Here is a 14331-nt window from a genome sequence, read left to right as displayed (position 1 = left end):
TAAACCATGTGGTTGAAAGGAGCATCAGCATGGCGACCACTAAGGCGAGCCTGCAAGATCAGGCTGCCGATATCCTCGCCGGAATCGGCGGGGCCGACAACATCGCGTCGATGACACACTGTGCGACCCGACTGCGGTTCGAACTAAACGACGCCTCCCTGGCCGACAAAGACCGCCTCGAAGCAAACCCGAAGGTAATGGGCGCGGTCCCCCAGGGCGGCAGCCACTACCAGGTCATCGTCGGTGGTGACGTGGCTACGGTGTACAACGCGATCAATAACCTGCCCGAGATGGCGGGCCGCTCGGTTTCCAACGATGAGTTGAAGAAGCAGCAGCGCGACAAGGCCAAGGGCAAGATGCCGTGGCTGGACGCGTTCTTCGAGTACCTCTCGGACTCGTTCCGCCCGATCCTGGGCGTGCTGCTCGGTGCTTCGCTGATCATCGCGTTTGCGGCGTTCCTTGACGCGTTTGAGATCGTGAACTTCCACGCGGAAGTGAAGACGCCGGGCTGGCAGTTCGTCGACGCCATGTGGGGCTCGGTGTTCTTCTTCCTGCCGGTGGCGGTTGCCTACAACGCGGGCAAGAAGCTCAACATCGACCCGTGGGTGCCGGCCGCGATCATGCTTGCGCTATTTACCCCGGACTTCATTGACTTGAAGGACCACCCCGATGCGCGGGTGATCGATCTCTTCGGCGCACCGACCGACGTCGTCGATGTGTTCGGCCTGCCGATGATTCTGAACGGCTACAACGGCAACGTGTTCGTGCCGCTGATCATGGCGGCTGTTGCCGCCCTGCTGTACAAGGGGTTGCAGAAGATCATCCCGTCTGCCGTGCACATGGTGTTTGTGCCGTTTTTGACGCTGCTGGTCATGATCCCGGTCACCGCGTTTATCATCGGCCCGTTCGGCTACCTGCTCGGCGCGTGGATTGGTACTGGTCTGGCGTGGATGAACGGCAATGCGCCGTTCCTGTTCGCGCTGCTGATCCCGATGCTCTACCCGTTCCTGGTTCCGCTTGGCCTGCACTGGCCGCTCAACGCGCTGATGCTGGTGAACATCAACACCCTTGGCTACGACTTCATCCAGGGACCAATGGGTGCGTGGAACTTTGCCTGTTTCGGCGCCACCGCCGCGGTGCTGGCTATTTCTATTCGTGACCGCGACCCGCTGATGCGCCAGACCTCCGGTTCCGCCCTCGCCGCGGGCCTGCTCGGCGGCATCTCCGAGCCGTCGCTCTACGGTATCCACCTGCGCTTTAAGAAGATCTACCCGCGCATGCTCGTCGGCTGCTTCGCCGGCGGCCTGACTATCGCGATCCTGGGCACCCCGTTCGGTGGCGTGAAGACGAACGCGTTCGTGTTCACCTCCATCCCGACCATGTTCGTGTTCGACCCAATGTGGGTCTACATGATCGCCATCGCAGTGGCGTTCTTCACCTCGTTCTTCATCATCCTGATCACCGACTACCGCACCCCTGAGGAGAAGGCGGACGCGCTTGCTCGCGCGGCTGCTGCTCGTGAGGAGGAGCCGGTTGCGGTTGTGGGGTCGTCGCAAAGCACTGAAAGCACAGTGCTCGCTCCTGTCGCTGGTGAGGTTGTGGCGATGGCAGCGCTTAACGACGCCGCCTTCGCCTCCGGCGCCCTCGGCCAGGCTGTTGGCGTGATTCCGGCGAATGACAAACTCACCGTGGTTGCGCCCGCTGCGGGCAAGGTGATTTCGGTGGCGAAGACTGGCCACGCCTACGGCATCAAGACCGACGACGGCGCGGAACTGCTGGTGCACATCGGCATCGACACCGTGAAACTCGAGGGCGAGGGCTTCACCCCGCTGGTGGAGAAGAAACAGGAGGTTGCGGCAGGTGACGCGCTGGCGGAGGTGGACTTCCCAGCGATTGCTGCCAAGGGGGTCGACACCACTGTGATCACCACCGTGGTCAACTCCAAGAAACTCGGCGGAGTAAACGACGTGGCCGATGGCACCGTCGAAATTGGAGATGCGATCCTCGAGATCACGCCTGCCGAGTAGGCTCGGTGGCATGACTGAGCGCACAGTTCTTCACGGCATTGGTGTGTCCGCTGGTACTACCTGCGGACCCGTCGCGGTAGTGACCCCGGCGGTGGGTATCGATAACCACGAGCCCGCCTCCGTGGACCCCGAGGCGGATGGTCAGCGGATACGGGAAGTGTTGGGGGAGGTGGCGTCGTCGTTACGCGAACGCGCGGCGCACGCCAACTCGAAGGCGTCGCAGGAGGTGCTCGAGGCCACCGCGGCGCTGGCCACGGATCGTGGCCTGATCCGCGGGGTGGACAAGGAACTGAAGAAGGGCAGCGGCCCCACCAAAGCGGTACACGACGCGGTGGAGACGTACGCGAACAAGCTGCGCAAACTCGGCGGCTACATGGCCGAGCGTGTCACCGACCTTTACGACATCCGCGACCGCGCCACCGCACGCCTTCGCGGCTTGCCGGAGCCGGGCGTGCCGGATCTGACGGCACCGTCTGTGCTGGTCGCGCACGATCTTGCGCCCGCTGAGACCGCCACGCTGGACCCTGCGATGGTGCTCGGCATTGTCACCGAGGCGGGTGGCGCGACCTCGCATACCGCGATCCTCGCCGCACAGCTCGGCATCCCCGCCGCAGTGCAGGTCAAGGGCATTTCCGATGCGATTGTCGACGACCCCCGCATCGCCCTCGACGGCAGCACCGGCCAAATCATCGTCGCCCCGTCCGATGAGGACGTCGCCGAACTCGACGAGCGCTCCCGCCGCCGCGCCGCCGCACTGGAAGGCTCCGCCGGCGCCGGCGCCACCCGCGACGGCCACGCCGTGAAACTGCTGGCCAACATCGGCACCGCCGAAGACGCGGTGAAGGCTGCGGGCTATGACCTGGAAGGCTCCGGCCTGTTCCGCTCTGAGTTTCTCTTCCTGGACCGCGACTCCGCGCCCAGCGTGGACGAGCAGACCGAGACCTACACCAAGGTCCTCGAGGCCTTCGGTGCGCGCCGCGTGGTGGTGCGCACCCTCGACGCCGGCGCCGACAAGCCGCTGTCGTTTGCGGACCTTGGCGAGGAGGAAAACCCCGCCCTCGGCCGCCGTGGCCTGCGCCTGTCCCAAGCCCGCGAGGATCTGCTCGCCGACCAGTTGGAGGCACTCGCCAACGCGCAGCGTAACGTGCCGGACGCCGAACTGTGGGTCATGGCGCCCATGGTCGCCACGGTCGAGGAGGCCGAGTGGTTCGCCGAACGCGCCCGCGCTGCTGGACTGAAGCAGGTGGGCATCATGGTCGAAACCCCTGCGGCCGCGATTCGCGCCGGGCAGGTGCTCGACGTTGTGGACTTCGGCTCCATCGGCACCAACGACCTTTCCCAGTACACGATGGCCGCTGACCGCATGCAGGGCGAACTCGCCGAACTGCTCTCGCCCTGGCAGCCCGCGGTGCTGTCCATGATCCGCGAGACCTGCCGCGGCGGTGAAGCTACTGGCAAGCCCATCGGCGTGTGCGGCGAGGCCGGCGGCGACCCGCTCATGGCCCTCGTCCTTGTCGGCCTTGGCGTGAAGTCACTGTCTATGGCGCCCGGCAAGGTCAACGCCGTGCGCGCGGCGCTGCGCCTGCACGACATGGATACCTGCCGGAAGATGGCCGATGCTGCCCTTGCCGCCCGGACCGCTGAAGATGCACGTGAGGCGGTGCTTGGGATCGCGGATTCGGTAATTCTTGACCTACTGTGAACCGCATAGTCTAGTATTGGCAGACAAGGTTGTTCACAATAGGGAAAGGGCTTCCCCATGAAGCGTTTCGCGTCCATTGCTTTGTCTGCCGCAGTTGGCCTTGGCCTCGTTGCTTGCTCCAGTGATTCAGGCGGTGAAGAACCGCTCACCGTCCTGGCGCAAGCCACGCCCCACGCGGAGATTCTGCGCTACGTCGATGAGCAAAATCCAGAGTATGAGCTGGATGTCAAGGTCATTTCTGGTGGGTCGGAACCGAACATGTCGGTGGCCAACGGTTCCGCGGACGCGAACTTTTACCAGCACTCGCCGTACCTGCTGGACTGGAATACTCAGACTGGCAAGAACCTGGTCAACATCGTCGGAGTCCACATTGAGCCGATGGGGATGTACTCCAACTCCATCAAGTCCATTGACGAGTTGGAGCAGGGGGCGAAGATCGTGACTCATAACTCGCCGTCCAACCTTGCCCGTGCGCTGATCCTGCTGGAGGCCAACGGCGTCATCGGTCTGGACCAGGAGATTGATCCGGCAAACGTGTCCAAGATCAACCTGCAGTCGATCACCGACAACCCGAAGGACATTGAGATCGTCCCGGTCGAAGACACCCTGGTTATTCAGTCGCTGTCGGACGAGTCTGTCGCTGGTGTCATCGTAACCTCGAACTTCGCTCTGGAAATTGGCCTGAACCCGTCGGAGGACTCTGTCATTGCCGAAAGCCCGGAGAACAACCCGTACGTGAATATCCTCGCAGCCAATGAGGACGCGGCGAAGGATCCCCGCATCGAGAAGCTGGCGGCGGACCTGAGCTCGCCGGAGACCGCAGAGTGGATCCGCGAGAAGTACAGCGGCTCCGTAATCCCGGTGAATTAATGAAAATCCACGGTATCGACGTCGACCCGCAAGGCCGGTGCGCCCACTGGCACTCGGAGTGCGACGTCATTGCCAATACCTGCGGGTCCTGCCACAAACTCTGGGCCTGTTCGCTGTGTCATGACGAGTTGGCGGATCACCGGTTTGTGGGCGTCGATAAGCAACTGCGCTCTGTGATGTGCGGTGCGTGCGGTTACATGATGACGCACGCCGAGTATGGGGCCGCGTGCCCCTCGTGCGGGCACCCGTTTAATCCGGGCTGCAAACTGCATGAAAATGTGTATTTCAGGGATGTTCGCTAAGGGTGAACATCCCCTCTGAGCACTGCTTTTCGACGATTCCACGCCCCCGGCAGCCAAAACGTGGGAAGTGATGTCGCACCCCGGCGTTATGGTGGTGGACAACGATTTAGCTATAGAAGGGGTCAGCCACATGTTCGAGCGGTTTACCGACCGGGCCCGTCGCGTCATCGTCCTGGCGCAGGAGGAAGCGCGCGCGCTCAATCACAACTACATGGGCACCGAGCACATCCTGCTCGGCCTGATTAAGGAAGGCGAGGGCGTCGCCGCGAAGGCCCTCGAATCCATGGGTATCAACCTTGAGGATGTGCGCCGTGAGGTCATCGACATCATTGGCCACGGCACCCAGCCGGTCACCGGTCACATCCCGTTTACCCCGCGTGCCAAGAAGGTTCTGGAGCTCTCCCTGCGTGAGGGTCTGCAGATGGGCCACAAGTACATCGGCACCGAGTTTTTGCTGCTCGGCCTGATCCGTGAGGGCGAGGGCGTTGCGGCGCAGGTGCTGATCAAGCTCGGCGCTGACCTGCCGCGTGTGCGCCAGCAGGTTATCCAGTTGCTGTCTGGTTACGAGGGCGGCGAGGCACAGAATCCGGAGTCCCCGCAGCAGGGCGGCGGCCCGGGCTTCGCAGGTGCGGGTGCTGGCGGCAACCGTGCAGGTGGTGGCGGCCCGCAGGGCGGCGAGCGTTCCAACTCGCTCGTGCTCGACCAGTTCGGCCGTAACCTCACCGCAGCTGCCAAGGAAGGCAAGCTCGACCCGGTTGTGGGCCGTGACAAGGAAATCGAGCGCGTCATGCAGGTCCTGTCGCGCCGTACCAAGAACAACCCGGTGCTCATTGGTGAGCCGGGCGTCGGTAAGACCGCGGTCGTGGAGGGCTTGGCGCTCGACATTGCGAACGGCAACGTCCCGGAGACCCTGAAGGACAAGCAGGTTTACTCGCTGGACCTGGGCTCCCTGGTTGCAGGTTCGCGTTACCGCGGTGACTTCGAGGAGCGCCTGAAGAAGGTGCTCAAGGAGATCAACCAGCGCGGCGACATCATCCTGTTTATCGACGAGATCCACACCCTCGTCGGCGCCGGTGCCGCCGAAGGTGCGATCGACGCTGCTTCGCTGCTGAAGCCGAAGCTGGCTCGTGGCGAGCTCCAGACCATCGGTGCCACCACGCTTGACGAGTACCGCAAGCACATTGAGAAGGACGCCGCCCTTGAGCGTCGTTTCCAACCGGTGCAGGTGGACGAGCCGAGCATCGAGGACACCATCCAGATCCTCAAGGGCCTGCGCGACCGCTACGAGGCGCACCACCGCGTGTCCTACACCGACGACGCTCTGAAGGCTGCTGCGAACCTGTCGGATCGCTACATCAATGACCGTTTCCTGCCGGATAAGGCAGTCGATCTTCTCGACGAGGCCGGCGCCCGCATGCGCATCAAGCGCATGACCGCCCCGGATTCCCTGCGCGAGGTCGACGACCGCATCGCCGAGGTCCGCAAGGAAAAGGAAGCGGCGATCGACGCCCAGGACTTTGAGAAGGCAGCCAGCCTGCGCGAAACGGAGCGCAAGCTCACCGAGGAGCGCGCCGCGAAGGAGAAGAAGTGGCGCTCGGACGACCTCGAGGACATCGCCGAGGTTGGCGAGGAGCAGATCGCTGACGTACTGGCCAACTGGACTGGCATCCCGGTGTTCAAGCTCACCGAGAGCGAGTCGAAGCGCCTGCTCAACATGGAAGGCGAGCTGCACAAGCGCATCATCGGCCAGGACGAGGCTGTCAAGGCTGTGTCCCGCTCCATCCGCCGCACCCGCGCGGGACTGAAGGATCCGAACCGTCCGTCCGGTTCGTTCATCTTCGCCGGCCCATCCGGTGTGGGTAAGACGGAGCTGTCGAAGGCGCTTGCAGAGTTCCTCTTCGGCGACGACGACTCCCTGATCCAGGTGGACATGGGCGAGTTCCACGACCGCTTCACCGCGTCGCGTCTCTTCGGTGCCCCTCCGGGATACGTCGGCTACGAAGAGGGCGGCCAGCTCACCGAGAAGGTGCGCCGCAAGCCGTTCTCGGTCGTGCTTTTCGACGAGATCGAGAAGGCCCACAAGGAGATCTACAACACCCTCCTGCAGGTGCTGGAAGAAGGCCACGTCACCGACGGCCAGGGCCGCAACGTGGACTTCAAGAACACGGTGCTGATCTTCACCTCGAACCTGGGTACCTCCGACATCTCCAAGCCGGTCGGCCTGGGCTTCACCGGGGACACCGCCGCGGATTCCGAGGCGCAGTACGAGCGCATGAAGGGTAAGGTCCACGACGAGCTGAAGAAGCACTTCCGCCCGGAGTTCCTGAACCGTATCGACGAGATCGTCGTGTTCAAGCAGCTCTCCCAGGAAGAGATTGTCCAGATGGTGGACCTGCTCATCGCTCGAGTGGACAAGAACCTGGCCGCGCAGGACATGGGCATCGAGCTCACCGAGAACGCCAAGAACCTGCTTGCAGTCCGTGGTTTCGACCCCGTGCTGGGTGCACGTCCGCTGCGTCGCACCATCCAGCGGGAGATCGAGGACATCCTGTCCGAGAAGATCCTCTTCGGCGAGATCGGTGCCGGGGAGATCATCACCGTGGACGTCGAGGGTTGGGATGGCGACGTGGAGACGGCCCGCAAGGATCGCGGCAAGGCCGCCCCGGATGCGACCTTCACCTTCACCCCACGTCCACGCCCGCTGCCAGCGGAGGCCTTCGACGTCGAGCTGGAAGAAGAGGTCCGCGACATCGAGCCGGAGCGCACCCAGCCGGAGTCCGAAGCCTCCGAGTTCCCGGATGAGCGCGACACGACCGCCGAAGATCAGAACGGCAACGAGGGCAAGGAAGACAACGGCCCCGAGCCGGTGTAAACCCACCAGGCTGCGCCACCGAGTATCCCCAGCATCCCAAGGATGCCGAGGACTAACGCGGTGATCTCCACCGCGTCAAGCCCCTTCACCACCTCATATGCAGGATGGTCGGAGGGGCACACCCGTTTCATAGGCTGTTCGGCGAAACGATCATCCATCCACGCAATCGCATTATCGGCCTGCAAAAGCAGGGGAGCGGCATGGCCCGAACCAGGAACGCGTGGCGTCAACTGCAGACGCCCCGACGACAACGGTTGCGTCGGGGAACCCGGCACCACCACGCGTCGGTACTCCACCTGCGCACCGACGGCGCAATAGTCCTCTGCCAGTTGGGTGGCTTGCGGCTCCGGAACGAGGTCGTCGTCGGCATTCGTCATCACCATGATCGGCGCAGACGGCGCGACGGTGCCCATTTTGTTCAGTTCCAGATACTTCGCCAGCCGCTCATCCGAGTGCACCACTTCAGCGAACGAGTTGCCTGCGGTGAACAGTGTGGAAGGGTCGGCTGGCGCAGACAACGAGGCGTCGACCACACACGAGGTTTTCAGTCCTTCGAGCCAGACTTTGCCCTCGTCGGTGAGGTGTTCCTGCAGGGTCTCGCCGAATTCCGGGTAGCTTTCGGAGTAGCTCGCAGCGGCAAAACCGGCCACAGCAGTAAGCATCGGTGCGGTACCTTGCTCCAGCACACCCAGCGGGTCGGCTGGCGGAGCACCGGAGAACGTTCCCATCACGTTGAGTTCGGGGGCGTAGTCGGCGACGAGTTCCGCAGCGGCCGCGGCAGCGCCACCGCCTTGGGAGTAGCCCCAGAAGCCCACTTTTTGGTTTGGTTTTGCGACGGCGCGGGCGGCGTCGATAAGCGCATGCCCCTGATCCACCCTGTTCAAGTAGGTGTGCAATCCATCGGTGCCCAACCCGATGTAGTCGGTGACCATCACGGAATAGCCGGCATCCAGCAGCTTCTGTACCAGGGGCGCCTCATAGTTAATGTTCACGGTGCCGTCTTCGATGCGCACCAGCATGGACGAGCCTGCCGATGGCGCGCACTGATCACCCAGACCACGCGTGCCCGGTGCGAGCGCGATGAGCCCCTTCGCGCGGCGGTGTTTGTAAAACGCCCCAGTCACCGCGACCTTCTCGCCCTTTTCGTTCGTGGTGGTGTAGCGGATGCGCTGGCCGGTCGACCCTGGCCCCCGCTTCCCCGCGTCAAGCGAGCCCGCCTCGCTACCTGGTGCGCCGGCCAGTGGTTTCCACGATGACTCCGGAAGCGACGACAACGACGACGCGTCGCGTACCACCTCGAGTGTCGACGACCCCACCGACGACAGCGACGACAACGACTCCGCGCTCAGGTCCGCAGCCTGCGCGGATGGGGCCAATAACACCGGAATGAGCAGGGAGCACCAACGTTTTTGCATGTACAGCAGTGTAAACTGCCGGCTATGGGATTCCAGTTTCGTAAGCGCCAGAAGCTCAGCAAGGACAGCTGGCTGAATTACTCCGGTTCGGGCGTTTCCGCCTCCAAGCGCGTCGGGCCAGTGACCATCAACTCGCGTGGCGGCGTGTGGATCAAGCTGCCGGGTGGGCTGACCTACCGCGGTAAGTGGAAGTAACCGCGCTCATCCTGCTCGGCGAGGCCGTCCTCCAACAGTGAGAACAGTGCGCGTGAGCGTTGGGCGTCGTCGGGCCAGACGGCGTCGATAATCGCCTGCTCAACCGGCGAATCTGCCTCGCGCAGTACCTTCATAATCTTGCCGCGGACCTGCCTATCCGTGCCCTCAAAACGTTGCGACGGCCGCCGCTGCCCCTCCTCAGGTGCCGGCCTGCCCGCCGCCAACCAGGCACAATCCTGCGCAACCGGGCACGCATCGCACTTCGGTGCCTTCGCGGTGCACACCAGCGCACCAAGCTCCATGAGCCCGACCGAAAACTCGGGACCGTTGTCCTCCGGCAGCAGGTGCGCAACCTCCTCGATTTCCTTCTTCCCCGGCACCCCCAGCGCCTGGCCGCGCTCCACACGCGCCACCACGCGACGCACATTCGTGTCCACAACCGGCACGTTCTTCCCGTAGGCGAAACACGCCACCGCCCGCGCCGTGTAGTCCCCAATGCCAGGCAGTGCCAGCAGCGCGTCCACATCGTCCGGCACAACGCCGCCATGCTTATCGACGATCACCCGTGCACACTCCCGCAACCTCAACGCCCGCCGTGGGTAGCCGAGGTTGGCCCAGGCGCGCAGGATGTCGTCGATACGCGCCTGCGCAAAATCGTGCGGGGTCGGCCAACGCTCAATCCACTCCAACCAAATGGGGGCAACGCGCTCCACCTGGGTTTGGTGGCTCATGACCTCGCTGATCAGCACACCCCACGGTGACGTGCCTGGTTTGCGCCACGGCAAATCACGCGCGTTGGCGCGGTACCAATCAACTACCTGATTTGGGCGAATATTCTGCACAATGCGTGCCACAATAGCCGGTATGACTAATACAACAGAGCTCCAGGCCGCAACCTCCCCGCGCGAAGTATGGGACCTGCTTCGCGCAGGCAACGAACGCTTCGCCACCGGAAGCCCCGTCGCCCCGAACCGCGATTCCGAAACCCTCCAGCAGCTGACGTCCGGCCAGAACCCAGCCGTGTGCGTCATCGGTTGTTCCGACTCGCGCGTACCCGTCGAGCTGCTTTTCGACGCCGGATTCGGCGACATCTTCGTCATCCGCACCGCTGGCGGCTGCGTCGACTCCACCGTCTCCGCTTCTGTCGAGTTCGCCGTCGACGGCCTCGGCGTGGACCTCGTCCTGTTCTTGTCCCACGAAAAGTGTGGCGCTGTCGGCTCCGCAGTCCAGGCGTTCGAGTCAGGCGAGATCCCGCACGGCCTGACCCGGCTGTTCGTGGAGAAGATCGCACCGTCCATTGTTGAGGCCGAAAAGCGCGGCGAACAGGTCGAGCAAGCCCACGCCCGCCACGGCGCCGAGCACTTGGTCGCCCGCATCCCCGCCGTCGTTGCTGGCTTGAGCAAGCGCAGCATCGGTGTGGTTGGCGCGCGTTACCGTCTTTCGGACGGCCGTGTCGAGACCACCTACGAAAACTTCGGCGATTAAGTTATAAGCATGTCGAACCAGCGCCCATTGCCCCCGGAGATCTACATGCGTCGCCGCGTCGCGGCCCTCGTCATCCTCCTCGTGGTTGTGGCGTTGCTGGTCTGGGCGCTTTCCGCCATGGCCCGCAGCGGCGGATCCGGATCGGATGGGGCAACCGAAACCTCCACCGAGCAAACCGTGAACCCGACCGTGGCTACCGAGCCGACCGTCGCCGCGCCTGAGGAATCTGCTTCGGAGTCTGCATCCCCGTCGGAGGAACCTTCCTCCAGTGTTGAGGCCGCACCGGCCCGCACTGGCGCATGCGAACTCAAGGACCTACGGATCAAGGCGTTGCCGAACCAGCCGTCCTACGCCGCAGGCACCGAGCCGGTGTTCTACATGGAAGTGGAAAACCCGACCGACACCGACTGCGTCATCGACCTTGACGAGAACATCCTGCGCTTCGAGGTGTACGACATGCGTACTAACGAGCGCATGTGGGCAGACACCGACTGCTACCAGCCCGTCGTGTCCGGCACCCAGACCTACAAGGCGGGGGAGAAGCAGGGCTACCAGGCTCGCTGGTCCGGCACCGTATCTCAGCCGGGTAAGTGTGATGACCGTCCCGCGATCGAGCCGGGGTCCTACTTCCTGCACACGGTCATCGGCGACAATGCTTCGGAAGCAGCCCCCTTCAACATCACCTAGTTTCTTGTAGTTATTTAGCTAACAGCGCGATCGCCTCCCCGAGCGTAGAGACCTGACTGACCCGCATTCCCTCGACCGGTTCGAGTTCTCCGCTGGGCACGATCGCGTTTTCGTATCCCAACCTCGCCGCCTCCTGCAGGCGGCGTCCGAGGTTAGGCACCCTTCGTAGCTCACCCGCGAGGCCCACTTCGCCGATGACCACAGTCTTCGGCGGCAGCGGTGTTTCGTGCAGGCTCGACCATGTAGCCAGCGCGACCGCAAGATCCGTTGCTGTTTCGGTGATCTTCACACCGCCAACGGTTGCTACGTACGCGTCCTTGTCATTCGTGCGCTGCCCGCAGCGTGCCTGCAGGACAGCGAGCACCATCGGCACCCTGTTGAAATCCAAGCCCGTGACCACGCGTCGCGGGCTCTTATTCACCGGATCGACGGTAAGTGCCTGGACTTCCGCCAGCATCGGCCGGACGCCATCCATCGCCACCGTGACCGCAGAACCGTCCGGAGTCTTCCCGCGGTGAGAGAGGAACAGCCCCGATGGGTCCGGTACCTCCCGGATGCCACCAGCGGTCTGCTCGAAGCACCCCACCTCGTCCGTCGCCCCGAAGCGATTCTTAATGCCACGCAGCATGCGTAACGACGACTGCCTGTCACCCTCAAAGTTCAACACCACATCCACCAGGTGCTCGAGCACGCGCGGGCCGGCCACGTTGCCGTCCTTAGTCACATGCCCCACCAGGATGATCGGCAGGTTCGTCGTCTTCGCCAGTGTGGTCAGCGCAGCCGTTACTGCGCGGGACTGCGCCACGCCACCCGCAACACCCTCCACACCCGCGGCGTGCATGGTCTGCACCGAATCCACAATGAGCAGCGAGGGGTTGACCTGCTGGACGTGGCCAAACACCACGTCGAGGTTCGACTCCGCCGCCAAGTACAGCGTGTCTTTCAACGCATCGGTGCGTTCAGCACGGGCACGGACCTGGCCTGCAGATTCCTCAGCAGTCACGTATAGCGCCTTGCGGCCATCCATCGCCGCCCACCGCGATGCCACCTCAAGCAACAGCGTCGATTTACCCACGCCCGGCTCACCGGCCATCAGCACCACCGACCCCGGCACGACACCGGAACCCAACACCCGGTCGAGTTCCCGGATGCCAGAGGGCAACGTGCGCGTCGCAGTCGCGTTCACCTTCGTGATCGGGGTCGCGGGCGACGTTGGTGTCAGCGCAGACGTCTTTACCGGACCTGCGGAAACCGCAGCCGGCGCTTCTTCTTGCAACGTTCCCCACGACCCGCACTCAGGGCAGCGGCCGAGCCACTTCGGGGAAGAGTAGCCGCATTCGGAGCACGTGTGGATCACGCGAGGTTTCTTAGCCATGTGCGACACCGTATAACACGCACACGACACGGAGCCTGCAAGTGTTCGAAAAGTGTTCGAAAACGAAAAGGCCGCTGGTTAACCCAGCGGCATGTGTTCGTCGATAAGCGAAAAGCTCTTAGTGCTTCGCGCCAGTCTCGCGGTCAACCTGGCCCGAAACGAGGTGCGGTGCAGACACGGTAGCCACAACGTCGATGGAGCCGGTGTCAAAGTTGAACGTGACCGGGACGTTGCCGCCGTACGCGAAATCGTCGTTAGCCAGCGAGGTAGCGGTGTAGCTGATGCAGTTCGCGTCATCCTGCGGCAGGCGCTCGAGGCCCTCGGCGGAATCAGCAACCAACACGCAGTTGTACTTAATCGTGTTGTTGTTTGCGATCTTGACGGTGTTGCCACCAGCGGTGACGGACTTCAACGTGTGATCCGTCATGGAGGTGTCCTGGTTCGTCGCGGTGAACTTGAGGGCAGCCTTGCCGTCCTCAGCCAAGACGACGGTGACATCCTGCACAGCAACTTCGCCGTTCTCGGTTGCGGCGCTGGCACCATCCACAGCAGCGACCTGGTTCGAGGTCTGAGTAATCTGGCCAGCGGAGCAGCCAACAAGGGCCAAGGATGCGCAGCCAGCGGCAGCGATAACGGCTACCTGCTTCAGGGACTTCACGTGGGGTCCTCCATAGTCAAACGGTTTCGAAGGTTATTCTCTGGAATACTTTAGCGCCTAGACAGCAACTTTTCCCATTTTATCCCCTATTCGGAGCTTTGAAGGCGGTGGTAGGGTTGTGGGGTCAAAACTTCGCCGGGAGCACCAAGGAGCGTTTATGGAATTCAAGGTCGGAGAAGTGGTCGTTTACCCGCACCACGGCGCGGCGCGTATCGCCGACATCGAAGAGCGTGAGATGCGCGGCGAGAAGCTGGACTTCTTGGTGCTGCAGATTCTCCACTCAGACCTTGAGGTTCGCGTGCCCGTAAAGAACTCCGAGCTTGTCGGTGTGCGTGACGTAGTCAACGAGGAGGGCCTGCAGAAGGTGTTCTCCGTGCTGCGTGAGACGGATGTTGAGGAGGCCGGCAACTGGTCTCGTCGCTATAAGGCGAACCAGGAGCGCCTTGCTTCCGGCGACATTAATAAGGTGGCCGAGGTTGTACGTGACCTGTGGCGCCGTGACCAGGGCAAGGGTCTTTCTGCTGGTGAGAAGCGCATGCTTGGCAAAGCTCGCCAGATTCTCGTCGGCGAGCTCGCGCTTGCAGAGCCTGTCGATGAGAAGAAGGTCGAGGAGATGGAAGCCGAGATCCAGAAGATCATCGACGAGCAGGTCAAGGCCGGTATCTCCGAGGCGCCGGGCGATGTTGACGCCGAAGATGATGTTGACCTCGACGAGCTTTCTTTCGACGACGAGTAAGACGGGC

At 63.0% G+C, this 14331-nt stretch carries 13 protein-coding genes; 8 read left to right on the top strand and 5 right to left on the bottom strand.

Annotated features, from left to right (window positions below; genetic code table 11):
• The first annotated feature begins 29 nt into the window (after positions 1-29).
• Genes HMPREF3120_RS01745 through HMPREF3120_RS01735 form a run of 3 tightly spaced genes read left to right on the top strand, consistent with a single transcriptional unit; the run spans position 30 to position 4599 of the window.
• On the top strand, positions 30-2027 hold the full coding sequence (locus tag HMPREF3120_RS01745) for a glucose PTS transporter subunit IIA (RefSeq protein ID WP_070422487.1): 1998 nt from the start codon (positions 30-32) through the stop codon (positions 2025-2027).
• A 10-nt stretch (positions 2028-2037) separates the two neighbouring features.
• Complete coding sequence (gene ptsP, locus HMPREF3120_RS01740; RefSeq protein ID WP_070450283.1) at positions 2038-3729, top strand: phosphoenolpyruvate--protein phosphotransferase; 1692 nt, start codon at positions 2038-2040, stop codon at positions 3727-3729.
• A 57-nt stretch (positions 3730-3786) separates the two neighbouring features.
• Positions 3787-4599 (top strand): MetQ/NlpA family ABC transporter substrate-binding protein, encoded by an 813-nt coding sequence (locus tag HMPREF3120_RS01735; protein ID WP_070450280.1) that lies wholly within the window; start codon positions 3787-3789, stop codon positions 4597-4599.
• Here the strand turns inward: HMPREF3120_RS01735 and HMPREF3120_RS12490 are convergent.
• Entirely contained in the window at positions 4596-4808 is a 213-nt protein-coding gene (locus HMPREF3120_RS12490; protein ID WP_371441179.1) for a hypothetical protein, read from the bottom strand. The genes HMPREF3120_RS01735 and HMPREF3120_RS12490 overlap by 4 nt on opposite strands.
• 223 nt (positions 4809-5031) lie before the next feature.
• Here HMPREF3120_RS12490 and HMPREF3120_RS01725 point away from each other — a divergent pair, with 223 nt between their 5' ends.
• The gene (locus tag HMPREF3120_RS01725) at positions 5032-7773 is read left to right on the top strand and encodes an ATP-dependent Clp protease ATP-binding subunit (protein WP_070422490.1); all 2742 of its coding nucleotides are present in this window, start codon (positions 5032-5034) and stop codon (positions 7771-7773) included.
• On the opposite strand, the gene HMPREF3120_RS01720 is transcribed toward HMPREF3120_RS01725, so the two are convergent.
• A complete protein-coding gene (locus HMPREF3120_RS01720) occupies positions 7725-9188 on the bottom strand; it encodes a lipase family protein (protein WP_070450274.1) in 1464 nt (487 codons plus the stop codon). The two genes, HMPREF3120_RS01725 and HMPREF3120_RS01720, sit on opposite strands and share 49 nt — an antisense overlap.
• A 24-nt stretch (positions 9189-9212) precedes the next feature.
• Between HMPREF3120_RS01720 and HMPREF3120_RS11650 the strand changes: the two genes are divergently transcribed.
• Positions 9213-9383 carry a DUF4236 domain-containing protein gene (locus HMPREF3120_RS11650; RefSeq protein ID WP_083279432.1) on the top strand — a complete coding sequence of 57 codons (171 nt, stop codon included), beginning with the start codon at positions 9213-9215 and terminating at the stop codon, positions 9381-9383.
• Here the strand turns inward: HMPREF3120_RS11650 and HMPREF3120_RS01715 are convergent.
• Positions 9362-10237 carry an HhH-GPD family protein gene (locus HMPREF3120_RS01715; protein WP_371441178.1) on the bottom strand — a complete coding sequence of 292 codons (876 nt, stop codon included), beginning with the start codon at positions 10235-10237 and terminating at the stop codon, positions 9362-9364. The two genes, HMPREF3120_RS11650 and HMPREF3120_RS01715, sit on opposite strands and share 22 nt — an antisense overlap.
• A gap of 10 nt (positions 10238-10247) precedes the next feature.
• On the opposite strand from HMPREF3120_RS01715, the gene HMPREF3120_RS01710 reads away from it, so the two are divergent.
• Complete coding sequence (locus HMPREF3120_RS01710) at positions 10248-10868, top strand: carbonic anhydrase (protein ID WP_070450272.1); 621 nt, start codon at positions 10248-10250, stop codon at positions 10866-10868.
• Between the two features lie 9 nt (positions 10869-10877).
• Complete coding sequence (locus HMPREF3120_RS01705) at positions 10878-11555, top strand: hypothetical protein (protein WP_070450268.1); 678 nt, start codon at positions 10878-10880, stop codon at positions 11553-11555.
• Positions 11556-11565: 10 nt separating this feature from the next.
• Here the strand turns inward: HMPREF3120_RS01705 and radA are convergent, their stop codons facing one another.
• Together radA and HMPREF3120_RS01695 are read right to left on the bottom strand one after the other, a co-directional pair.
• Positions 11566-12930, bottom strand: coding sequence for a DNA repair protein RadA (gene radA, locus HMPREF3120_RS01700; protein WP_070450265.1), 1365 nt, complete (start codon positions 12928-12930; stop codon positions 11566-11568).
• Positions 12931-13048: 118 nt separating this feature from the next.
• Positions 13049-13588, bottom strand: a complete 540-nt coding sequence (locus tag HMPREF3120_RS01695) for a hypothetical protein (protein WP_070422495.1) — start codon at positions 13586-13588, stop codon at positions 13049-13051.
• 157 nt (positions 13589-13745) lie between these two features.
• Here HMPREF3120_RS01695 and HMPREF3120_RS01690 point away from each other — a divergent pair, with 157 nt between their 5' ends.
• A complete protein-coding gene (locus tag HMPREF3120_RS01690; protein ID WP_070450262.1) occupies positions 13746-14324 on the top strand; it encodes a CarD family transcriptional regulator in 579 nt (192 codons plus the stop codon).
• The last annotated feature ends 7 nt before the right edge of the window (positions 14325-14331 follow it).

It is taken from the genome of Corynebacterium sp. HMSC11D10, from assembly GCF_001806995.1.
GTDB lineage: Bacteria > Actinomycetota > Actinomycetes > Mycobacteriales > Mycobacteriaceae > Corynebacterium > Corynebacterium coyleae.
Note: the sequence above shows the minus strand (reverse complement) of the source record. Positions and strands in the feature narration are given on the sequence as shown.